Annotated in this window: 19 protein-coding genes, 1 other RNA gene and 1 pseudogene; 13 read left to right on the plus strand and 8 right to left on the minus strand. The window is 59.0% G+C overall.

Annotated elements, in window-relative coordinates:
* Window positions 1-23 precede the first annotated feature (23 nt).
* The 12 genes and pseudogenes from ACQ4OE_RS24495 (at window position 24) to gliR (ending at window position 13,544) form a co-directional block, all read left to right on the plus strand.
* Window positions 24-848: a (Fe-S)-binding protein gene (locus tag ACQ4OE_RS24495; RefSeq protein WP_430948193.1), complete on the plus strand. Its 825-nt coding sequence runs from the start codon at window positions 24-26 to the stop codon at window positions 846-848.
* Window positions 845-2,299: a LutB/LldF family L-lactate oxidation iron-sulfur protein gene (locus ACQ4OE_RS24500; RefSeq protein ID WP_430948194.1), complete on the plus strand. Its 1,455-nt coding sequence runs from the start codon at window positions 845-847 to the stop codon at window positions 2,297-2,299. The genes ACQ4OE_RS24495 and ACQ4OE_RS24500 overlap by 4 nt, the downstream gene beginning before the upstream one ends.
* Window positions 2,299-2,970, plus strand: coding sequence for a LutC/YkgG family protein (locus tag ACQ4OE_RS24505; protein WP_430948195.1), 672 nt, complete (start codon window positions 2,299-2,301; stop codon window positions 2,968-2,970). Before ACQ4OE_RS24500 ends, ACQ4OE_RS24505 begins: the two co-directional genes overlap by 1 nt.
* A complete protein-coding gene (locus tag ACQ4OE_RS24510; RefSeq protein ID WP_430948196.1) occupies window positions 2,967-5,777 on the plus strand; it encodes an FAD-binding and (Fe-S)-binding domain-containing protein in 2,811 nt (936 codons plus the stop codon). The genes ACQ4OE_RS24505 and ACQ4OE_RS24510 overlap by 4 nt, the downstream gene beginning before the upstream one ends.
* Before the next feature lie 130 nt (window positions 5,778-5,907).
* Entirely contained in the window at window positions 5,908-6,186 is a 279-nt protein-coding gene (locus ACQ4OE_RS24515) for a hypothetical protein (protein WP_430948197.1), read from the plus strand.
* A 95-nt stretch (window positions 6,187-6,281) separates the two neighbouring features.
* Window positions 6,282-6,678: a transfer-messenger RNA gene (ssrA, locus tag ACQ4OE_RS24520) on the plus strand.
* A 164-nt stretch (window positions 6,679-6,842) separates the two neighbouring features.
* On the plus strand, window positions 6,843-7,688 hold the full coding sequence (locus ACQ4OE_RS24525; protein WP_430948198.1) for a hypothetical protein: 846 nt from the start codon (window positions 6,843-6,845) through the stop codon (window positions 7,686-7,688).
* Window positions 7,689-7,927: 239 nt separating this feature from the next.
* Window positions 7,928-8,515, plus strand: coding sequence for a ribosomal protein S5-alanine N-acetyltransferase (gene rimJ / locus ACQ4OE_RS24530; RefSeq protein WP_430948199.1), 588 nt, complete (start codon window positions 7,928-7,930; stop codon window positions 8,513-8,515).
* A gap of 68 nt (window positions 8,516-8,583) precedes the next feature.
* On the plus strand, window positions 8,584-10,146 hold the full coding sequence (locus ACQ4OE_RS24535; RefSeq protein WP_430948200.1) for an ArnT family glycosyltransferase: 1,563 nt from the start codon (window positions 8,584-8,586) through the stop codon (window positions 10,144-10,146).
* A 215-nt stretch (window positions 10,147-10,361) separates the two neighbouring features.
* A pseudogene (locus ACQ4OE_RS24540) lies at window positions 10,362-11,288 on the plus strand (methyl-accepting chemotaxis protein); the annotation flags it as partial.
* Window positions 11,289-11,432: 144 nt separating this feature from the next.
* Window positions 11,433-12,146, plus strand: coding sequence for a methyl-accepting chemotaxis protein (locus ACQ4OE_RS24545; RefSeq protein ID WP_371042694.1), 714 nt, complete (start codon window positions 11,433-11,435; stop codon window positions 12,144-12,146).
* Between the two features lie 381 nt (window positions 12,147-12,527).
* Window positions 12,528-13,544 (plus strand): AraC family transcriptional regulator GliR, encoded by a 1,017-nt coding sequence (gene gliR / locus ACQ4OE_RS24550; RefSeq protein ID WP_430948201.1) that lies wholly within the window; start codon window positions 12,528-12,530, stop codon window positions 13,542-13,544.
* Between the two features lie 171 nt (window positions 13,545-13,715).
* On the opposite strand, the gene ACQ4OE_RS24555 is transcribed toward gliR, so the two are convergent.
* The 7 genes from ACQ4OE_RS24555 to ACQ4OE_RS24585 all read right to left on the minus strand — a co-directional run bounded on the left by ACQ4OE_RS24555 (window position 13,716) and on the right by ACQ4OE_RS24585 (window position 20,788).
* Window positions 13,716-14,084, minus strand: coding sequence for a glyoxalase superfamily protein (locus tag ACQ4OE_RS24555; RefSeq protein ID WP_122589412.1), 369 nt, complete (start codon window positions 14,082-14,084; stop codon window positions 13,716-13,718).
* A 118-nt stretch (window positions 14,085-14,202) separates the two neighbouring features.
* Entirely contained in the window at window positions 14,203-15,660 is a 1,458-nt protein-coding gene (locus ACQ4OE_RS24560; protein WP_430948202.1) for an N-acyl-D-amino-acid deacylase family protein, read from the minus strand.
* Between the two features lies 1 nt (window position 15,661).
* Complete coding sequence (locus tag ACQ4OE_RS24565) at window positions 15,662-16,522, minus strand: MurR/RpiR family transcriptional regulator (RefSeq protein WP_430948203.1); 861 nt, start codon at window positions 16,520-16,522, stop codon at window positions 15,662-15,664.
* 16 nt (window positions 16,523-16,538) lie between these two features.
* Window positions 16,539-17,888: a GntP family permease gene (locus ACQ4OE_RS24570; protein WP_122589416.1), complete on the minus strand. Its 1,350-nt coding sequence runs from the start codon at window positions 17,886-17,888 to the stop codon at window positions 16,539-16,541.
* A gap of 340 nt (window positions 17,889-18,228) precedes the next feature.
* Window positions 18,229-19,122: an NAD-dependent epimerase/dehydratase family protein gene (locus ACQ4OE_RS24575; RefSeq protein WP_430948204.1), complete on the minus strand. Its 894-nt coding sequence runs from the start codon at window positions 19,120-19,122 to the stop codon at window positions 18,229-18,231.
* Between the two features lie 103 nt (window positions 19,123-19,225).
* On the minus strand, window positions 19,226-20,137 hold the full coding sequence (locus ACQ4OE_RS24580; RefSeq protein WP_430948205.1) for a LysR substrate-binding domain-containing protein: 912 nt from the start codon (window positions 20,135-20,137) through the stop codon (window positions 19,226-19,228).
* A gap of 60 nt (window positions 20,138-20,197) precedes the next feature.
* A complete protein-coding gene (locus tag ACQ4OE_RS24585; RefSeq protein WP_430948206.1) occupies window positions 20,198-20,788 on the minus strand; it encodes an NAD(P)H-dependent oxidoreductase in 591 nt (196 codons plus the stop codon).
* Window positions 20,789-20,972: 184 nt separating this feature from the next.
* On the opposite strand from ACQ4OE_RS24585, the gene ACQ4OE_RS24590 reads away from it, so the two are divergent.
* Entirely contained in the window at window positions 20,973-21,287 is a 315-nt protein-coding gene (locus tag ACQ4OE_RS24590; protein WP_430948207.1) for a putative quinol monooxygenase, read from the plus strand.
* Here ACQ4OE_RS24590 and ACQ4OE_RS24595 read toward each other — a convergent pair.
* Entirely contained in the window at window positions 21,277-22,041 is a 765-nt protein-coding gene (locus tag ACQ4OE_RS24595; protein WP_430948208.1) for a sulfite exporter TauE/SafE family protein, read from the minus strand. The two genes, ACQ4OE_RS24590 and ACQ4OE_RS24595, sit on opposite strands and share 11 nt — an antisense overlap.
* Window positions 22,042-22,071 lie beyond the last annotated feature (30 nt).

A 22,071-nucleotide genomic window follows, 5' to 3' on the forward strand; every position in this document is an offset into this window, starting at 1 on the left:
GGGCCCACCCGGAGACACGCCTGATGAGCGAGCTTTTTTACAACGCTGTGCCGAACGCGACCCGCGTGGCACCGCCACTGCCCGAACCTCGGCAATACCCCAGCGAGAAACCGTCGCGGGTCTACCTGTTCGGCACGTGCGTGGTCGACCTGTTCTACCCCGAAGCCGGGATGGACGCGATCCACTTGCTGGAGCGCGAAGGGATTCGGGTCGAGTACCCGCAAGGGCAGAGTTGCTGCGGACAACCGGCCTACACCTCGGGTTACACCGAGCAGGCGCGGACCGTGGCGCGCTCGCAACTGGCGCTGTTTGCCGAGGATTTCCCGGTGGTGGTGCCGTCGGGTTCCTGCGCGGGCATGCTGCGCGAACATTACGCCGACTTGTTCAAGGACGAGCCGGAAACGTTGAAACAGGTCCTTGCCCTTGCGGCCCGCACCTATGAACTGGCCGAGTTTCTGCTGTTCGTCTGCAAGGTACAGCTCAAGGACAGCGGCGAACCGGTGAAAGTCGCGCTGCACACCTCGTGTTCGGCACGCCGCGAAATGAACACCCACCTGCACGGACGCGAGTTGTTGGCGCAGTTGAGCAACGTGGAACGGGTCAACCACGACCACGAAAGCGAATGCTGTGGCTTCGGCGGAACATTCAGCGTCCGTATGCCAGACATTTCCGGCGCGATGGTGGCGGACAAGACCCGATCGCTGAAGGAATCCGGCGCGCATCAGGTCTTGAGCGCCGACTGTGGCTGTTTGATGAACATCAACGGCGCATTGGAGAAACAAAAAGAAGCGCTACGCGGGCAACATCTCGCCAGCTTCTTGTGGCAACGAACCGGAGGTGCGGAATGAGCACTTCCGCGATTATTCCTACGGTCGCCGTAGAAGAAGATTTCCGCACCCGGGCGCACAACGCCTTGGGTGATCAGCAGCTGCGGAACAACTTCCGCACGGCGATGGATTCATTGATGGTCAAGCGGGCAGCCGCTTTCAGTGATCCCCATGAAAGAGAACATCTGCGCGCACTGGGCAATTCGATCAAGGCCCGCGCGCTCTCCAAGTTGCCCGACCTGCTCGAGCAACTGGAACAGAACCTGACCCGCAACGGTGTGACAGTGCATTGGGCGGAAACGGTGGACGAAGCCAATGGCATCGTCTTATCGATCATCCGCGCTCACGAGGCGCGGCAAGTGATCAAGGGCAAATCGATGGTCAGCGAAGAGATGGAGATGAACCATTTCCTCGAGGCTCAAGACATTGAATGTCTGGAGTCCGATATGGGGGAATACATCGTCCAGCTCGACCACGAGAAGCCTTCACACATCATTATGCCGGCGATCCACAAGAATGCCGGTCAGGTCGCGTCCTTGTTCCACGACAAACTTGGCGTGGAATACACCAAGGACGTTGACCAACTCATTCAGATAGGTCGCAGAGTCCTGCGGCAGAAATTCTTCGAAGCGGACATCGGCGTTTCCGGTGTCAACTTCGCCGTGGCCGAAACCGGCACCCTGCTGCTGGTGGAAAACGAAGGCAACGGGCGCATGACCACCACCGTGCCGCCGGTGCACATCGCCGTCACCGGCATCGAAAAAGTCGTAGAAAACCTGCGTGACGTGGTGCCGCTGCTGTCATTGCTGACCCGTTCCGCGCTGGGGATTCCGATCACCACTTACGTCAACATGATCTCCGGCCCGCGCAAGGCGCATGAACTCGACGGCCCGCAGGAAGTGCATCTGGTGCTGCTCGATAACGGTCGCAGCCAGGCTTTCGCCGACAGCGAATTGCGCCAGACCCTGAATTGCATCCGCTGCGGCGCCTGCATGAATCATTGCCCGGTTTACACCCGCGTCGGTGGCCACACCTACGGCGAAGTGTATCCGGGGCCGATCGGCAAAATCATCACGCCGCACATGGTCGGACTGGCTAAGGTTCCGGATCACCCGAGTGCGTCGTCGCTGTGCGGTGCCTGCGGTGAAGTCTGCCCGGTAAAAATTCCTATTCCGGCGATCCTGCGACGCCTGCGCGAAGAAAACGTCAAAGCCCCGGACAGTCCGAATCAAGTGATGCGCGGTCAGGGCAGCAAGTATTCGCGCAAGGAACGCTTTATCTGGAACGCCTGGGCCAGGCTCAACAGCTCACCAACCTTGTATCGATTGTTCGGTTTCTTCGCCACGCGCCTGCGTGCGCTGACCCCGAGCAACGTCGGCCCGTGGACACAAAACCACAGCGCGCCGAAACCCGCCGCTCGCTCACTGCACGACATGGCCCGCGAGCATCTGGCCAAACAGGGAGATCGCTGATGAGCGCCAAGCAAAATATCCTCGGCAAACTGCGGAAAAGTCTGACGGGAACCACGCCGATTGCCGACGACTTCGATGTCGATCTGGTGACGCAGCCTTACACCTACAGCGCCGAACAACGCATCTCGCAACTGCGCAAATTGATGGAAGCGGTGCACACCGAAATTCACCTGACTTCGGGCGAAGAATGGCCAGCCCTGCTCGCGCAATTGCTGCGCGATCGTCAGTTGCCGAGCCTGTTGATTGCACCGACTACTGCTCACGGGCAAAAAATCACACAGCACTGGGCGAACAATCCTGATCTGCCGATGCTGAAATCCTACGACCGGCCGATGGAAGAGTGGAAAGCCGAACTGTTCAACGACACCCCGGCCAGCCTCACCGGCACCCTCGGTGCGATTGCCGCCACTGGCAGTCTGATCATGTGGCCAACCCGCGAAGAACCACGGCTGATGAGCCTGGTGCCGCCGGTACATTTCGCCCTGCTCAAGGCCAGTGAAATCCGCGACAACTTCTATCAGGTGCAACACGAGTTCGAATGGGCGCAAGGCATGCCGACCAACGCGTTGCTGGTGTCCGGCCCGTCGAAAACCGCTGACATCGAGCAAGTGCTGGCTTACGGCGCACACGGCCCGAAAGACCTGGTGGTTCTGATCCTGGAGGACCAATGACGCTTCCTGCGAATTTCCTGCGTGATGCGCAACAGCTGATCCCAGCGGATCGCCGATTCGACGATCCCTTGTCGACTTTGGCCTTCGGCACCGATGCGAGTTTTTATCGGCTGATTCCTCAGTTGGTGATTCGCGTTGAATCTGAAGATGAAGTCGTCGCGCTGTTGAAACTGGCCCAGCGCGATAACGTCCCGGTGACCTTCCGTGCGGCAGGCACGAGCCTTTCCGGACAGGCGATCAGCGATTCCGTTTTGATTGTGCTTGGGGATAACTGGAACGCGCGCGAGATTCGCGGCCAAGGTACGCAGATTCGTCTGCAACCCGGCGTGATCGGCGCTCAAGCCAACGCATGGCTGGCACCGTTCGGGCGCAAGATCGGCCCGGATCCGGCGTCGATCAACGCCTGCAAGATCGGCGGCATCGTCGCCAACAACGCCAGCGGCATGTGCTGCGGCACCGCGCAAAACACCTATCACACACTGGCCGGGATTCGTCTTGTACTGGCCGATGGCACGCGCCTCGATACCGAAGACGCTGCGAGTGTCGCAGCGTTTCGCAGCAGTCACGGCGATCTGCTCGAACGCTTGGCGACATTGGGCCGCGAGACCCGCGCCAACGCCGAACTGGCTGCACGAATCCGCCACAAATACCGTCTGAAAAATACCACTGGCCTGTCGCTCAACGCCCTGGTGGATTTCGACGAGCCTGTGGATATCTTGAGCCACTTGCTGGTCGGCTCCGAAGGCACCCTCGGCTTCATCAGCGCGGTGACTTACGACACCGTGATCGATCACCCGAGCAAGGCCTCGGCGCTGATCGTCTTCCCGGATGTGGAAATCTGCTGCAACGCAGTGACTGTGCTGAAAAGCCAACCAGTGTCTGCGGTGGAACTGCTGGATCGTCGCAGTCTGCGTTCAGTGCAGGACAAACCGGGCATGCCGGCTTTCGTACAACAACTGTCGAATAATGCCTGCGCACTGTTGATCGAATCCCGCGCCGCATCTTCCACTTTGCTACAGGAACAACTGGCGCAGATCATGGCGTCGCTCAGTGGTTTCCCGGTGGAGAAGCAGGTCGACTTCACCGAAGACCCTGCCGAAAACGCCAAGCTCTGGGCGATCCGCAAAGACACCTTCCCCGCCGTCGGCGCCGTGCGTAAAACCGGCACCACGGTGATCATCGAAGACGTGACGTTCCCGGTCGAACAACTGGCCATCGGCGTAAATCGCTTGATCGAACTGTTCGACAAACATTCCTACGACGAAGCGATCCTTTTCGGACACGCATTGGAAGGCAATCTGCACTTCGTCTTCACCCAAGGCTTCAACAGCCCGGAAGAAGTCGCACGCTATCAAGCGTTCATGGACGACGTCGCGCAATTGGTCGCGGTGGAGTTTGGCGGCTCGTTGAAAGCCGAACACGGCACCGGGCGCAACATGGCGCCGTTCGTGGAACTGGAATGGGGCAGCGACGCCTACCAACTGATGTGGCAGCTCAAACGTCTGCTCGACCCGAACGGCATTCTCAATCCCGACGTGGTGCTCAGCGAAGATCCGCAGATCCATCTCAAACATCTGAAACCGCTGCCGGCGGCGGATGAGATTGTGGATAAGTGCATCGAGTGCGGCTTCTGCGAACCGGTCTGTCCGTCGAAAGGTCTGACACTGAGCCCGCGCCAGCGCATCGTGATCTGGCGCGATATTCAGGCGAAGAAACGTGCTGGCGTTGACACCACCGAGCTGGAAAAAGCTTACGAATACCAAGGCATCGAAACCTGCGCTGCCACCGGCCTGTGTGCGCAACGGTGCCCTGTAGGCATCAATACCGGCGAGCTGGTGAAAAAGCTGCGTGGCCGACACGCAACGCATCAGAAAACCGCTGACTGGATCGAAGGAAATTTCGCCAAAACTCTGCAAGGCGCACGCTTCATCCTGCACGTGGCCAACGGCGCCCGAATGATGCTCGGAGCGCCGCGTCTGGCGAAACTTTCGGCAACGATTACGCGATTGTCCAAAGGCCAGGTGCCGCTGTGGACGAATGCGATGCCGCAACCGGAGAAAGCCATTCGCTTCAGCCCGAGCGTGTCGGACGAACGCCCCCGTGTGGTGTATCTGGCCGCTTGTGTATCGCGGGTGATGGGCCCGGCAGCGGGTGATAAAGAGCAGATGTCGCTCTACGACAAAACCCGTGGACTGCTGGAAAAGGCCGGTTACCAAGTGGTCTTCCCGGACAATCAGGACAACCTCTGCTGCGGTCAGCCCTTCGCCTCCAAGGGCTACGCCGAACAAGCCGAACACAAGCGCCAGGAGCTGATCAGCGCACTGTTGCACGCCAGTCGCGGCGGGCTCGATCCGATCTACTGCGACACCAGCCCATGCACGCTGCGGCTGGTGCAGGACGTAGGAGAAACCCGTCTGGATCTGTACGACCCGGTGCGCTTTATCCGTACGCATCTTCTTGAACGACTGGACTTCACTCCGCAGGACGCACCGATTGCCGTGCACGTGACCTGCAGCACGCAACATCTGGGCGAAAGTCAGGCGTTGATTGATCTGGCGCGCAAATGCAGCAACACCGTGGTGATCCCGGAAGGCATTCATTGCTGTGGGTTTGCCGGCGACAAGGGCTTCACCACGCCGGAGCTCAATAGCCATTCGCTGCGCACGCTGAAGGATGCGGTGCAGCATTGCAGCGAGGGGATTTCCACCAGCCGCACCTGTGAAATCGGCCTGACGCAACATGGCGGAATTGACTACCACGGGCTGGTCTATCTGGTGGATCGAGTGACTAGGGCGAAGGCCTGCTGAAGAAAAATAGAACCCTTGCGTGCGGCTGTAGTCCACAGATTAACCCCGACTGATCGGGGTTTTTCTTCCATACGGTTGCCCGTCCTGACGGCCAGCGAAGTCTGGACCCACTCGGTTCAAGGAGATACACATGAAACGTTCTGTACTGTTAGGTCTGTTCGTTACTGCATCGATGATGGCGTCCACTTCGTTCGCCGCTGACAAGCCTGCTGACCTGTGTGATGCCAATATTCAGACCATCAACAATGCCAAGGGCCAGCTGTCAGCGAACCCGGAACTGAGTCAGCGTGCTAACGCCAGTGTGAGCAGAGCTCAGTCGCTCAAGGCCGAGGGCAAGATCGATGACTGCGTTGCGGAAACCTCGCAAACCATCGTCGAACTGCGCAAAGCCACCGGCACCAACAACTGATCAGCGCCCGGCCAACCTTCGGGTTGGCCTTAGGGACTGATTGGCGTACACTGCACACGCTTGTTGCTCAAACAGATGTACTGAGCAATGAGTTCGGGGCCGTTTAGGATTCGACGCCGGTTGCGAAACTTTAGGTGCATGCCGACTTGGTAACAGAAGTCGTAAATCCACTGTTGCAACTACTTATAGTTGCCAATGACGAAAACTACGGCCAGGAATTCGCTCTCGCTGCGTAAGCAGCCTTAGCCCTGAGCTTCTGGTACCTTCGGGTCCAGCAATCACCAGGGGATGTCTGTAAACCCAAAGTGATTGTCATATAGAACAGAATCGCCGTGCAGTACGTTGTGGACGAAGCGGCTAAAACTTACACAACTCGCCCAAAGCACCCTGCCCTTCGGGTCGCTGAGGGTTAACTTAATAGAAACGGCTACGCATGTAGTACCGACAGCGGAGTACTGGCGGACGGGGGTTCAAATCCCCCCGGCTCCACCAACTTTCAACGACAAAGCCCGCCAAGTGCGGGCTTTGTCGCATCTGGGGTTTGGGCGGCGCCTACAGAGCGCTCCATTTAGTATTCCGCGGCTGGCTGGATGCCTCGCAGCGAAAACCAGTGACAAAGTGGAAACACTCAATCTGCACAGGGAAGGCGATAAAAGATGAGCTTGATCGAAACAATCCAATCGAAAGAAGTCGATATCTACATTTCGTTGTTCTTCACCCTCCTCGGCCTGTTTCTCGGGGCCATTCTGGATCGGATACTCAAAGGCAAGTCACCACAATCCGCCAATCAGCCGGGCAGTTCGGTGAACCTCACGTTCAACACCGTGGTGAATCCTCCGGGTGCCGGAACGCCTGATAAAAACCAGGATATGACTCCGATCATCTGCATGATGCTGGTGCTTGCAGGAGTGATTTACCTGTTTTTCAGAGCCGAAATTCTTAATGTTCTGTCGTGGATAACGTTGTTCACCCTTTCATTGTGGGCAGGAGGAACACTGCACAGCCTTTACCGGGGCTTCTTCGCTGGCCGCACATGGGTGGTTGCGCTGTTTTTTTCCTTGGCCTTCTGTGTGGTCGCGACCTTCATCACGGACGAAGCGTTTACGCCGACACAAGCGCCGCAAAACTTTGCATACAGCCAGCAGATCATTAATGAGCAAGGCCTGACGGGCATAAAAAAATATTTTGTCCTCGAAGACATCCACTGGTTTTTGCTGCATTTGGCCGGCGTGTTGCTTTTCATCTACGCGAGCCTTCGAATGATGCTTTTTTCAACGTACTTCATCGTTGCCGGTGCTCATCCGAATACCAATGGCTCTGATGAGCCGTGGCTATCGAGAAAAACCCGCAAGTACGCCAATCTGCGCAGAAACATGCTGTTCATGCCGGTCTTGTTGGGTCTTGCATACTTGCTCACCTCAGGTCTCGCTTTCGACTGGTTCATCCATACGATGCCAAATCAGGTCAATGCGCTGATGAATACAGTCTTGTATGGGCGCTGAAACTGTCCTCGTGAGCTGAAGATGGGCTGCAGAGTTCAGTGACGCCAGCCGTAGCGACATGAATTTTTCTTCACCGCCCCTTCACACCCAACCCTGTAAAGTCCCCTCGCTCATTCAAGAAACTACGGTTCGCCCGCGGCTCTCCCGCGGGCTTTTTTTTGCCTGAAATTCATCACCACTTGCCGTCCCCCGGGCAATTGCGCGACGCTGCCGGTAGATCCTTCGTCAAGGAGTGCCCGATGCCGCTGCTGTCTCTGCCCTGCCAACGCCTGACGCTGGCGATCCTCGCTCCGGAACAAGCCAGCCTGGAAAGTGCGTTCTACCAACGCAACCTGCGCCACCTCGCCCCTTGGTCGCCGATCCGCACCACCGAATACTTTTCCACCGAACAAATTCGCCGCCGCCTCGAAATCCAGGCCAGTGCGTTTGAAGCGGGACTGGCGATGCATTTTGCGTTGTTGACTCAGGACGGCCAGCAAATGATCGGCGCGTGTAATTTCAGTGGGATTATTCGCGGTGCGTTCCAGGCCTGTTATCTGGGTTATCACATCGACGAGGCGCATCAGGGTCAGGGCTTGATGCGCGAAGCGCTGGAGGCGGGGATTGGTTACATGTTCGATACGCAGAACCTGCACCGGATCATGGCCAATTACATTCCCGGCAACGAACGCAGCGCACGGCTGCTGGAGAAGTTGGGATTTGAGCGTGAGGGTTATGCCAAGGCGTATCTGAACATTGCCGGGCGCTGGCAGGATCATGTGCTGACGTCCTTGGTCAATCCAGTGTTCGAGGCGCCGGACAAGCGTTGGTCGCGACCATTGGCGTGAGCTTCACGATTTGTTCAGCAATGGCGACGTATGCTCGAGGTTCCCGCTCCTCTCGGTAGCCTGAAACCATGTCGCGCGCCGCCCCTTCGCTGTTTCTGCTTGCCGCCCTGCTGTTTTTCTTCGCGCTGGGGGGGCATCAATTGCAAGGCTCAACCGAGGCCCGCGTTGCCGGCATCGCCATGGAGATGCACCTGGACAATGACTGGGTCACGCCACGTCTGTTTGGCGAACCGTTTCTGGAAAAACCACCGCTGAGTCTGTGGCTCGACGCCGGCGCCATGCGCGTGTTCGGCGTGTCGCCATGGGCGGTGCGGCTGGCGTCGGCGGTAGCTGGACTGCTCAGTGTGATGGCGCTGTACGGCATGTTGCGGCGCTTCGGACGGCCGAAAACGATCGCATGGACGGCGGGAATTTTGCTGGCGACCATGGCCAGTTACTGGAGCAACGTGCGGGGCGTCGGTGAGGATGCGCTGCTGGCGCTCGGTGTGACGATGGCGCTGCTGGCGTTTTTCCAGGCGCAGCGCGTATCGACTGCCGGTAATTCGCTGCTGTTTGTGGTCGGAATCGCCATTGCCACGTTGAGCAAAGGTGTACTGGGGCTGGCGATGCCGGGCGTGGTGATTTTTGCTTATCTGCTGGCCGATACCCTGCTCGATAAACGCCTGAAGATCGGAGACTGGTTGCGCCCGGGATTGCTGACGGTGATCGGGCTGATTCCGCTATTAATCTGGCTCGTTGTGCTTTATCAACATGGCGGAGCGCAAGCGGTCAGAGAAGTGCTGCTGACCAACAGCGTCGGCCGCTTCAGCGGATCGTTCGTCGAGGCCGGGCACTACGAGCCGTTCTATTATTATCTCGCCAAGTTGCCGCAAGCGTTTTTGCCGTGGAACATTCTGGTGTATCTGGGGCTGTGGCATTTCCGCAAACAGCTCAAGGCTAATCGTTATCTGCTGTTTTTCAGCCTGTGGATTGTTGCGCAATTCATCATGCTGACGTTGGCGTCGAGCAAGCGCACGGTGTACCTGATGTCGATGACGCCGGCAGCAGCGGTGATTGCCGCCGAATATGCAGGCGTGCTGTGCGACAAGCTGAAGGCGTACGAATCGATCCACAGCTTTGTCGGCCGAATCGCTCGTCATCGTCAGGCATTGGCCGCCGGCGTTCTGACCGTCGTGATAGCCAGTTATCTCGGCGCCGCTCAATGGGCGTTGCCCAACGCGGATAAACATCTGTCGTTCCTGCCGCTGACCGAACACATTCAAGCGCTGCAAGCGGACGGTCATCAAGTGGCGTTGTTCCAAGCCAACGAACGGGTCGGCGGCGCCAGCGTGTTCTATACGCAGAGCGTGCTCAAGGGTCTGGATACCGACGCGCAGTTGCGGGCCTTTCTCCGCGTCTCGCCAACCCACGTGGCGGTCATTGCCGCCGACATCGAACCCGCTGCCCCACTGAAAGTGTTGAAGACCATGAAGGTCGGGCGGCAGGCGTATTACTTCGTCGGTTACGAAGATATCCCCCAGCAACAACTAGAACCCTCCAGTCACAAAAAAGCCTCAAGAATGCCTGTTACAAATTCTGTCCGACAAAAATCCTTTCAGCTCTCGGGTTTGCTGCCGATAAACACCTGCTAACACCCTTGCTGGCTCAAAAAAACAACAATCTTCCAGCCTAACCGACGACAAAGAAACCCAACGTTTCTGGAGGATTTTTGATGAATAGCTGGTTCGGCAACATCAGCGTGAACATGAAATTGGGCTTGGGCTTCGGCCTCGTGCTGGCCCTGACTTGCGTGCTGGCCCTGACGGGCTGGACCAGCCTGGGCGGCCTGATTGACCGCAGCAACTGGATGAGTGACATCACCCAGTTGAACTCGGGCCTGACCAAACTGCGCGTGGTGCGTCTGCAATACATGCTGACCAACGGCGATGAAACCGCCGCGCAAAACGTGCAGACCACCCTCGAAGCGTTTGCCGCTCAACAGCAAAAGCTGATCAGCAGCTTCAAGAGCCCGGAAAACGTCAAACTGCTCAAGGATCAGGCAGCGACCATCGCTGAGTACCAGACGTCGCTGAACAAAATGCGCAATGCCTATCGCACCGGCAACAGCGCACGCGACACCATGGCCGTGAATGCCGAAGCCGCATACGCCCAGATCGAAGCGATCAGCAAACGCGTGCAGCAGATGGACATCAGCGAGCAGCGTTTCGAACAGTTCCAGGCGATCACCACCGCCAAGGAAGCGTTCATCCTCACGCGCTATGAAGTGCGCGGTTACATGGCCACCACCAACGCCGAGACCGAACAGAAAGCCGTCCGCCAGCTCGATGTGGCCATCGCCAGCCTCAAGCAATTAAACGTGCATTTCGCTGACAGCCAGCAAGACGCCCTGCGTCAGCTGGAAACGGCGCTGGGCAACTACCGCAGCGCGTTGATGGCGTTTAAAAATGCCAACACTGATGCGGTGCAGGCGCGTAAGGAAATGACCGATCAGGGCACCACCATCGTCGCCCTCAGCGAGCAGCTGTATCAGATCCAGCTCGACCGTCGTGACGCCGAAAGTGCTCAGGCCCGTACCCTGCAACTGATCAGCACGCTGCTGGCACTGCTGGTTGGCGTGATTGCTGCGGTGATCATCACCCGTCAGATCACCCGTCCACTGCAAGAAACCCTGGCTGTGGTCGAACGTATCGCCAGCGGCGACCTGACCCAAAACGTCACCGTCACCCGCCGCGACGAACTCGGCGTGCTGCAACAAGGCATCGCGCGTATGGGCGTGACCCTGCGCGATTTGATCAGCGGCATCCGCGACGGCGTCACCCAGATCGCCAGCGCCGCTGAAGAGTTGTCCGCCGTCACCGAGCAGACCAGCGCCGGCGTGAACAGCCAGAAAGTCGAGACCGATCAGGTCGCCACCGCGATGCACGAAATGACTGCCACCGTGCAGGAAGTCGCGCGCAACGCCGAAGAAGCCTCGCAAGCCGCTGCCGCCGCTGACGGCGAAGCCCGTGAAGGCGACAAAGTGGTCAACGAAGCCATCGCGCAGATCGAACGTCTGGCCAGCGAAGTGGTGCGTTCGACCGAAGCCATGAGCGTGCTGCAACAGGAAAGCGACAAGATCGGCAGCGTCATGGACGTGATCAAAGCCGTTGCCGAACAGACCAACCTGCTCGCGCTCAACGCCGCGATCGAAGCGGCGCGTGCCGGTGAAGCCGGTCGTGGTTTTGCCGTGGTTGCCGACGAAGTGCGTGGCCTGGCCCAGCGTACACAGAAGTCCACCGAAGAAATCGAAGGCCTGGTCGCGGGTCTGCAGAACGGCACGCAGCAAGTGTCGGCAGTAATGAGCAACAGCCGCGCACTGACCGACAGCAGCGTCGCCCTGACGCGCAAGGCTGGCGCGTCGCTGGAAAACATCACCCGCACAGTGTCGAACATCCAGTCGATGAACCAGCAGATCGCTGCCGCTGCCGAACAGCAGAGCGCCGTGGCTGAAGAAATCAGCCGCAGCATCATCAACGTGCGCGACGTGTCGGAACAGACTGCCGCGGCGAGTGATGAGACCGCCGCATCGAGTGTTGAACTGGCACGTTTGGGTGGTCAGTTGCAGCAGATGGTCAGCCACTTCCGCGTTTGATCCTCAATCAGCGCTGAAGCAAAAAACCAATCGCGGGCAAGCCCGCTCCCGCAGGGTTCTGAGTCGTTCACAGAGGTTGTGTCCGACTCATGACCTGGGGGAGCGGGCTTGCCCGCGATTGCGTTATGGCTTGCGCTACTGATGCGTGGTCATGCCTCGAAAATAAACACTTCCGCTCTCAACGCGAAGCAAATCCAGCTCAACTCCGCCAGCGCTTCTCCAGCGCTATTTGCTCGGCACCCGTGGTCGTATCCGGCCCATTCCTGTAGCCAATTGAGTCAAACGTCGCGCCAGCGTCAGCCATTTACTTTGGTCGCGGTTTCAAATTACCTTTCAGGCTATTCGTCCGCCTCCGCTGCCGTTGATCAAAGGAATGCGATCATGCAATCGCTTGGCTTCACCTCGGTTCCGCCGTTGCTCAAGTACCTGCGCCACGCCGAACAACTCGGCATGGCCATCGAGCCGGCGTTGGCAGCGGCGGGTTTGCAGGCGCAGCAGTTGAGCGACAACACCCTGCGCTTGCCCGGTGAGGCGCATGAACGGTTACTGGATTATTTCTGCGAACACTCGGGGGACCCGTTGTTCGGGCTCAACGCGGCGACTTTCGTCCTGCCCAATTCCTGGAGCGTGCTCGGCTACATCACCATGAACTGCGCGACCCTCGGTGACGCGATGAGCCGGATCATGCCTTTCGAGAAACTGGTCGGCGACATGGGCGTCAGCCGCGTCGAGGTGCTGGATGGCCACGTGCATCTGATCTGGACCTGCCGTTATCAGCGCCCACGGATTCGTCGGCATCTGGTGGAAAATGTCTTGGGGTCATGGCTGCACTATGCGCGATGGATTGCTGATACGCAGTTGTCGCCGGCCGCTGTCTGGCTCGAACATGCGTGCCCGGCCGAGGCTACGCCCCAGCAGTACGAGGCGTTTTTCGGTTGCCCGGTGCTGTTCGAACAGCCTTATTCGGCGCTGATCGTGCCGCTGGCGTATTTGCAGTTGCCGTTGCGACAGGCCGATGCGCAATTACTGCGCACGCTTGAAGAACACGCGATGGGATTGATGGCGACGCTGGAGGACGCGACGCTTGAGCAACAGGTGAAGAGCATTCTGCGTCAGTTGCTCAAGGAGGGGTTGCCGCGCAAGGAACAAGTCGCCGAGCAGCTTACGGTTTCAGTGCGGACATTGCAGCGGCAGTTGCATCAGGCGGGGACGTCGTATCAGCGGATTCTCGATGATTTGCGTCAGGAGCTGGCTGAGCATTATTTGCTCAACAGTACGCTGCCGATTCAAGACATTGCGCAGTATCTGGGGTTTACCGAACCGCGCTCGTTTCATCGCACTTTCAAGGGTCGGCGGGGGATGCCGCCGGGGGAGTTTCGCCAGATGCATCGGGGGTGAATGTTCTGGCCTCTTCGCGAGCAGGCTCGCTCCCACAGTTGATCGGGGTAGCTACAAATCTGGTGTCACCGCCGCCCCCATGTGGGAGCGAGCCTGCTCGCGAATGCGATATCACATTCACTACCTGCGTGACTGAGCCAACGCGTTCCCGAGCAAACACTGATCCTGCGCTTACAGGCTGATCGCATTGGTAAACACCAACCGATTCCCAAACGGATCAGCAATCGTCATGTCCTGACTCCCCCACGGCATCGCCTGAATCTGCGGGTGCGAGAACTTGTAATCCTTGGCCACCAATTGCTGCTGAAACGCTTCCAGCTCATCGGTCTCGATCCGCAGCGCCGAACCCGGACTCGCATCGCCATGGTGCTCGGACAGATGCAGCACGCACTCGCCTCGCGACACCTGCAGATACAACGGAAAATTCGCCTCGAAACGATGCTGCCAGTCGATCTTGAAACCGAGAAAATCGACGTAAAACTCGACAGCCTTGGCTTCATCGAAGATCCGCAGGATCGGGGTGGTTTTGCCGAAGCTCATGGGGTGCTCCCTGACTGATTGGCCCCACAGTGTAGCCGGGGTGGATGTCAGGAATTCGGCTTGATGATGGCTTTCTTTAATCTCAGAGTGCCATCACTGTGACGCACGCCACGAATCCTCAATGAAAGTTGTCGCGCAGATCGCCCTGACGTGCGAGGAATCGCCCTTCCCTGCGCCCATTCGCCTGACCATCGCGATAACTCAACACGCCGTTGATCCATACGCCATCAATCCCCTGCGCCGCGCGTTGCGGATCATTGAAATCCGCGACATCCCGCACGGTCGCCGGATCGAACAACACCAGATCCGCCCAATAGCCTTCACGAATTTCGCCGCGCTCCTTCAAACCAAATCGCGCCGCCGACAACCCGGTCATCTTGTGCACGGCGGTGTGCAATGGAAACAGGCCGACGTCGCGACTGAAATGTCCCAACACCCGTGGGAAAGCGCCCCACAGACGCGGATGCGGGAACGGGTCTTCCGGCAGTCCGTCAGAGCCGACCATCGAAAGCGGGTGCGCGAGGATTCTTCGTACGTCGGCCTCGTCCATTCCGTAATAAACAGCGCCCGCCGGTTGCAGGCGTTTGGCGGCATCGAGCAACGGCAGACTCCATTCGGCAGCGATATCGATCAGGTCACGGCCGCTGACTTCCGGGTGCGGTGTCGACCAGGTGATGGTGATGCGATGCGCGTCGGTGACTTGCTTCAGATCCAGCGTCGAAGAACTCGCCGCATACGGGTAACAATCGCAGCCCACATGCTGGGTTTTTGCCGCTTCTTCCAACGAAGCGAGAAGCTGCGGACTGCGCCCCCAATTTCCGACTCCGGCACATTTGAGGTGGGAAATGATCACCGGCGATTTGGCGTGACGACCAATCTGAAACGCCTCGTCCATCGCTTCCAGCACCGGGGCGAATTCGCTGCGCAGATGGGTGGTGTACACCGCGCCGAATGCCGTGAGTTCTTCGGTCAGTTGCATCACTTCATCGGTGGAGGCGTTGTAGGCACTCGCGTAGGCCAGGCCTGTGGATAAACCCAACGCACCGGCCTCAAGACTTTCGCGCAACTGTTCGCGCATCGCAGTGATTTCTTCGGGCGTCGCGGTGCGGAACAGGTCATCCAGATGATTGCTGCGCAGCGCGGTGTGGCCGATCAGTGCGGCAACGTTCAACGTGGTATTCGCCGCTTCGACCGCTGCGCGGTAATCGCTGAAACGTGGATAAACGAATGCCGCCGCGGAGCCGAGCAAGTTCATCGGATCGGGCGGATTCCCCTTCAGACTCACCGGTGAGGCGCTGATCCCGCAGTTGCCGACAATCACCGTGGTCACGCCCTGGCTGAGCTTGGGCAGCATCTCCGGCTGACGAATCACCACGGTGTCGTCGTGGGTGTGCACATCGATGAAACCCGGCGCCAGCACGCGGCCAGCGGCATCGATTTCTTCGGTCGCCGTGGCATCGTGCAAGTCGCCGATACGCTCGATGCGGCCCTCGCGAATCGCCACATCGGCGCGGTAACCGGGCACGTTGCTGCCGTCGATGATCAGGGCATTGCGAATCAGGGTGTCGTACAGCATGTCAGTCTCCCAGCGGCAGGTGATCGTCGCCGCCACGGTATTCGTCGAGGGCCAGTTTGATCCGCCGCAGACGTTCTTGATTGTCTTCAGGATTGGCCAGCGCCAGCTCGGTCGCGAGCACGTCGATGGCGAGCAGCATGCCGTAGCGCGCCGCCGTCGGTTTGTAGATGAACGAGGTTTCCGCACCTTGCAGCGGCAGGACGATGTCGGCCAGTTCCGCCAGCGGCGAATCGGCGCGGGTGATCGCCAGAATGCGTGCGCCGTAGTTGCGCGCCAGTTCGACCGTCTCGAGTAATTCCGGGGTGATGCCGGTCAGCGAACAAACGATAACGACTTGCTCGGCGTTCAGACTGGCGGCGGTGACGCGCATCATCACCGCGTCATGACACACTGCGATCGGATAACCGAGACGCACCAGGCGGACCTGCAATTCATCGCTGCACAGCGTCGAGCAACCGCCCATGCCGAAGGCATGAATCATCCGTGCCTGGCCGAGCAGTTTCACTGCGTCGGCGAAGCGTGATTCGTCGAATCCGGCCAGATGCTGACGCAAGGTGGTTTCGATATCGCCGACGATTTGCCCGTAAAACGCCGACTGCTCAGGCGTGCCCGCCGGGTCGAGAAAACGACTGCCGACGCCACTGGCCTGGGCCAGTTGCAGACGCAGATCACGCAGGTCGCGACAGCCGACGGTGCGGGCGAAACGCGACAGCGTGGCGGTGCTGACTTCGGCGCGCTGCGCGAGGTCTTCGAGGCTGGCGCTCGCGGCGAACCCGACGTCGTCGAGCATCAGCCGGGCGATGCGGCCCTCACCGGCACTGAAGAAATCCTGACGGGCGCGGATCTGGTAGAGGATGTCCATGGGCGGCGGGCTCCGGTTACAGCAGGTAAGAAAGGCCGACGGTCAGGCCGAACGCGACTACCGAAATCAGCGTCTCGAGCACGGTCCAGGTCTTGAACGTCTGCGCGACCGTCATGTTGAAGTATTCCTTGATCAACCAGAAGCCGCCGTCGTTGACGTGGGAAAAGATAACTGAGCCGGCGCCGGTCGCCAGCACCAACAGCTCCGGGTGTGGATATCCCAGACCAATGGCCACCGGCGCAACCACGCCTGACGCGGTGGTCATGGCCACGGTCGCGGAACCGGTGGCGATGCGCATCAATGCGGCGAACAACCAGCCCATGATCAGCGGCGACAGGTGGAATTCGTGAGCAAGGCCGACGATTTGATCGGTGACGCCAGCGTCGACCAGAATCCGGTTCAAGCCACCGCCAGCACCGACCAGCAAAGTGATGCTGGCGGTGGGCGCCAGGCATTCGTTGGTGAATTTCAGAATCGATTCGCGGCTGAAACCCTGAGCGATGCCCAGCGTCCAGAAACTCAGCAAAGTCGCCAGCAGCAGCGCGATCACCGAGTTGCCGATGAACAGCAGAAACTGATTGAAGCCGCTGCCGGGCGTGGAAATCAGGTTGGCCCAGCCACCGAGCAGCATCAACACCACTGGCAGCAGAATGGTCGCCATGGTGATCCCGAAACCCGGCAGCTTGTCGCGCGGTTCGCGGTCGAGGAATTGTTTTTCCAGCGGGTTATCCGCCGGCAAGTGAATGCGCGGCACGATGAATTTGGCGTACAGGGGACCGGCAATGATCGCGGTGGGAATGCCGATGGCAATCGCATACAGCAAGGTCTGCCCGACCGAGGCCTGATAAGCCTGCACCGCGAGCATCGCCGCCGGGTGCGGCGGCACCAGCGCATGCACCACCGACAGGCCAGCGACCATCGGCAACCCGACCATCAGAATCGACACACCCACGCGGCGCGCCACGGTGAAGGCAATCGGCACCAGCAAGACGAACCCGACTTCGAAGAACAACGGCAGCCCGACCAGAAAAGCGATGCAGACCATCGCCCAATGCGCGTTCTTTTCGCCGAATTTATCGATCAGCGTGCGCGCCATCTGCTCGGCGCCGCCGGACTCGGCCATCATCTTCCCGAGCATCGTCCCCAACGCGACCACCAGCGCAATATGCCCCAGCGTCTTACCGACCCCGGCCTCATAAGCCCCCACCACCCCGGACGCCGGCATCCCCGCGACCAGCGCCAACCCGATGGAAATCAGTGTGATGACGATGAACGGATTGAGCCGGTAACGGGCGATCAGAACGATCAAAGCGATGATGGCAACGGCTGCGTACACCAGCAGCCAATAGCCGAAGTCAGGTGTCATGCGGTACTCCTCGAAAGGGTCACGTTCGAATGGGTTGTGAAACTCATAAATCATTTCGAGATCGAGATTTCAAACCACATGAAAGTAATTTTCGTGGAGAGGTAAGGCGTGTCGCGAATGGATATGTCTTGTCGCGATTAATGAAAATCGCGGGGCGGGATTTACATGCTTCCTGAACAAACACAAAACCAATGTGGGAGCGAGCCTGCTCGCGAAGGCTTAGTCACATCCAACATCCCCGTCGACTGACGCACCGCTTTCGCGAGCAGGCTCGCTCCCACAGTTCTGATCGCGCGCCCTCAGACAGAGTGCAAAACCTGTGGGAGCTGGCTTGCAGAACTCACACCATTTCGTTACGAATCCATTCAACCACCGATGTGCGCTTCGGTGCCCAGCCCAGCAGTTCACGGGCATGTTTGCCGCGCACTCGGCTGTTGGAGCCGAGGCCGTAGTTGGCCATTTCGTAGCCCCATTCGGCTTCGGCGTCTTTCAATGGCCAGTCTTGCGGTTGGCCGAGGTTCAGCGCTTGGGCCATGGCGGTGGTCATGTCGATGAACGACGCTTCGCCACTTTCGACGAAGTAGAAAGTACCTGGGACGTTTTTAGTCAGCGCCAGCAGGTACAGGGCGACGACGTCTTCGATGTGCACGTTGGACCAGATGTTCTGGCCAGTGCCGACGTGGCGCACCACGCCGCTTTTGCGTGCTTGCTTGAGCAGTCGCGGCAGTTGCACGCTGTCGCGATTGACGCCCAGGCTGTGGCCGTAGATCAGCGTGTTGCAGATGACGGCGGAATTCACCCCGTCCTTCGCCGCGGCGAGGATCAGATTGTCGATGGCCACACGAGCCGCTTTGTCGACGGTAGGTGCCGGCAGATTGTCTTCGTAGTAGATGACGTCGCTGGACTTGCCGCCCGATGCATCGCCGACAATGCTCGAACCGCTGGTGTGCAGGAACACTTTGTTGGAACCGCGCAAGGCATCGAGCAAGGCTTCGACCGCACCACGATGGTCACTGCTGGCTGCGTTGATCACGGCGTCGGCGGTGCGGGCCTGGTCGCCAAGCAATGCTTCGTCGTCGAGGGTGCCGATGACCGGGATGATGCCGAGTTCTTTGAGCTCATCGGCCTGTTCGGCGCTGCGCACCAGACCGGTGACGTTGTGCCCGGCCTGAACCAGACCCGTGGCGATGGAGCCGCCGATAAAACCGACAGCGCCGGTGACGAATACGTTCATGGAGTAACTCCCTGCGTGGGTAAGTGATGGGACGAGTATCGGCCCGTGGACCCGAGGGAAACACCCGCCCTCAGCCAAATCACTCTTGCGCAGGGGTCACGAATCAGCCCTTGAAATCGGCACTGGCGTAAGCAGCGAGTTTGCTCTGGATGAAGTCGAGGAAGCACTGAATACGCAGCGCCAATTGCGAGTTTCGGTAGTACACCGCGTTGATCGGCTGGCGATATCCGCTGTTGAATTCGCCGAGCAGGACTTTCAAGCGCCCGGCACGAATGTCATCGATGGTCATGAAGTGCGACAGGCAAGCGATGCCCTGCCCTTCCAGTGCCAGATGGCGCACGGTCTCGCCGCTGGAGGCGCTGATCGCCGGAGTGATCGGCCAACGATCACCGTGCACGTAACGCAGCGGCCACTGGTTGAGGCCTTCGTTCTGAGTGAAGCCGAGCAAGGTGTGGTCGCTCAGATCAGCGACTTGCTGCGGCGCGCCATGCTTTTTCAGATACGAAGGACTGGCGACGATCAGCAGCGGACTGCAACCGAGCGAACGCGCGTGCAGCGTCGAATCGGCGAGGGTGCCGATGCGAATGGCGATGTCGGTGCTTTGTTCCAGCAGGTCAATGATCAGGTCATTGCTGTTGAGTTCCAGCTGAATGTCCGGATAGAGCTGACGGAATTCGTCGATGTACGGGACCACCGCGTGGAGCATGAATGGCGAGGCGGCGTTGATGCGCAAACGCCCGGACGGGGTTTGCTGGCGTGACGACAGGCGTTCTTCGAGTTGATCCATTTGGTCGAGAATCAGCTTGGCGTGTTCGAAGAAGTACTTGCCCTCTTCGGTCAGGTCCATGCGCCGCGTGGTGCGGTTGATCAGCGTGGTGTCGAGCTTGGCTTCCAGCTTCGATAACGTGCGGCTGACGGCTGAGGGCGTCTGCCCGACCTGTTCGGCGGCGGCGGAAATCGAACCGCATTCGATCACGCAGACGAAAATCTGCAACTCATCGGATCTGGCTTTCACGGGTGTCCTCAAATCGATTGGCCTGCCCCGCAGGCTCAGGCCTTCGATAGTAGCCGAGCATCAGCCCTTGAGGCCAAACACCTCAGTCAAATGCTGCTCATACCGCGCCACATCAGCCTCGATGTTCGGACGCTTCATCACGTCGACACAGAGGAACGTCGGCAACCCGGTCATGCCGAGAAACTCGTTGGCCTTGTGAAACGGGAAGTACACCGCATCGACACCTTTGGCTTCGAAGAAATCAGTCGGGTCATCGAAGGCTTGCTGCGGTGCGTTCCAGGTCAGCGACAGCATGTATTGCTTGCCCTGAATCAGGCCGCCACTGCCGTACTTCTGCGACGCATCTGAGCGGGTGCGGCCATCGCTGGCGTAGAGGCTGCCGTGGCCTTCGGTGAAGACTTCGTCGAGGTACTTCTTCACCGTCCACGGCGCGCCCATCCACCAGCCCGGCATCTGATAAATGATCACGTCGGCCCAGAGGAATTTCGCCACTTCTTCGGCGACGTCGTAGCCCTCGTCGATGAAGGTGGTTTTAACGTCGAGACCACCGCGATCCAGCACGCTCAGTGCAGCTTCGTGCAGGGTCGTGTTGTAACGACCGTCGGAGTGGGCGAATTTTTTACCGCCATTGAGTAGCAATACTTTTTTCATGAGAAGACCTCGGCGCAGCCGTCGGGCTGGGTGGAGAAGAGAAATTTGAATGGCGGCAGATTAACGATCTGCCTCGCGCGGAATAAGCCGTGATTGCGCAAAATACATTTGACCAAAAAGCACGAATCGAATGCCGATTGTTGCCATAGCATTTGCGGCCATTCGAATTTGAGGAGTTGCTGCGATGAGTGAACGCCAGGGTTTTATCCTGCACGCCAAGACCCGCCCGGAAAAAGCCGAGGCGTTTGAGGCAATGTTTCGCGCCTATGTCGAGCCGAGCCGCGCGGAGCCCGGATGCATCGAGTACCACATGCTGCGTGATAAAGAAGATCCATCGCTGTTTATCTTTTACGAAATCTGGGCATCGCAGGCAGATCTGGATGTGCATTCGAACCTGCCGCACATGAAGGCATTTTTCGCCGAGCGCATGGAGTATTTGGAGCGCGATTTCGATATCCGCGCCATCGATATGCTCAGCGAAGCCTCGGCTAACCGCTGATCAGCAGATGGGCGCCGAGCGCGCCCAGACCGATAAAGAACACCCGCTTGAACAGCACAGCGCTGATCCGCTGTCGCAGCCATTGACCGAGCAGCATGCCGAGGACGGCGGGGATCAGCGCCAGCAACGAAGCGCTCAATTCGCCGCCGCCGAGGGCGCCGCGCCAGAGCAATCCGGCGGCCAACGCCAATGTCGACACGGTGAAGGACAGACCCAGCGCCTGCACCAGTTGATCGCGATCCAGACCCAGCGCTTGCAGATAAGGCACTGCCGGAATCACGAAGACCCCAGTGGCGGAGGTGATGACGCCGGTGATTACCCCACAGACCGGCCCGAGCCAGCGTTCATGTCGAGGATTTACCTGCAGCGTTGGCAGGAATAATCCGCTCAACGCGTAGATTAATAACGCCGCGCCGAGCCCGCGCACCACCCAATGTCCGCCCGCCATGCCGATCCACAACGTGCCGATGCCGGTGCCGAGGAAGATCATCAGCAACATTGGCCAGAGGCGTTGGATCAGGGCTTTCAAATGCCCGCCGAATGCCAGTTGCCAAAGGTTGGTCAGGGTGGCAGGGATGATCAGTAAAGCGGCTGCCTGCGACGGCGCCATAGCCAGACCCAACAGGCCCACGGCAACGGTGGGCAGGCCGAGGCCGATCACGCCTTTGATCAGGCCAGCGAGGATGAAGGTGCCGATAACCAACAGGGACAGGGCCAGGCCGAGGTGTTGGTAGAAGTCGGTGAGTGTGTTCATGGTGTAACTGTGCGGCAAGCGGAGGTTGGC

It is taken from the genome of Pseudomonas sp. WC2, from assembly GCF_050586545.1.
Classification (GTDB): domain Bacteria; phylum Pseudomonadota; class Gammaproteobacteria; order Pseudomonadales; family Pseudomonadaceae; genus Aquipseudomonas.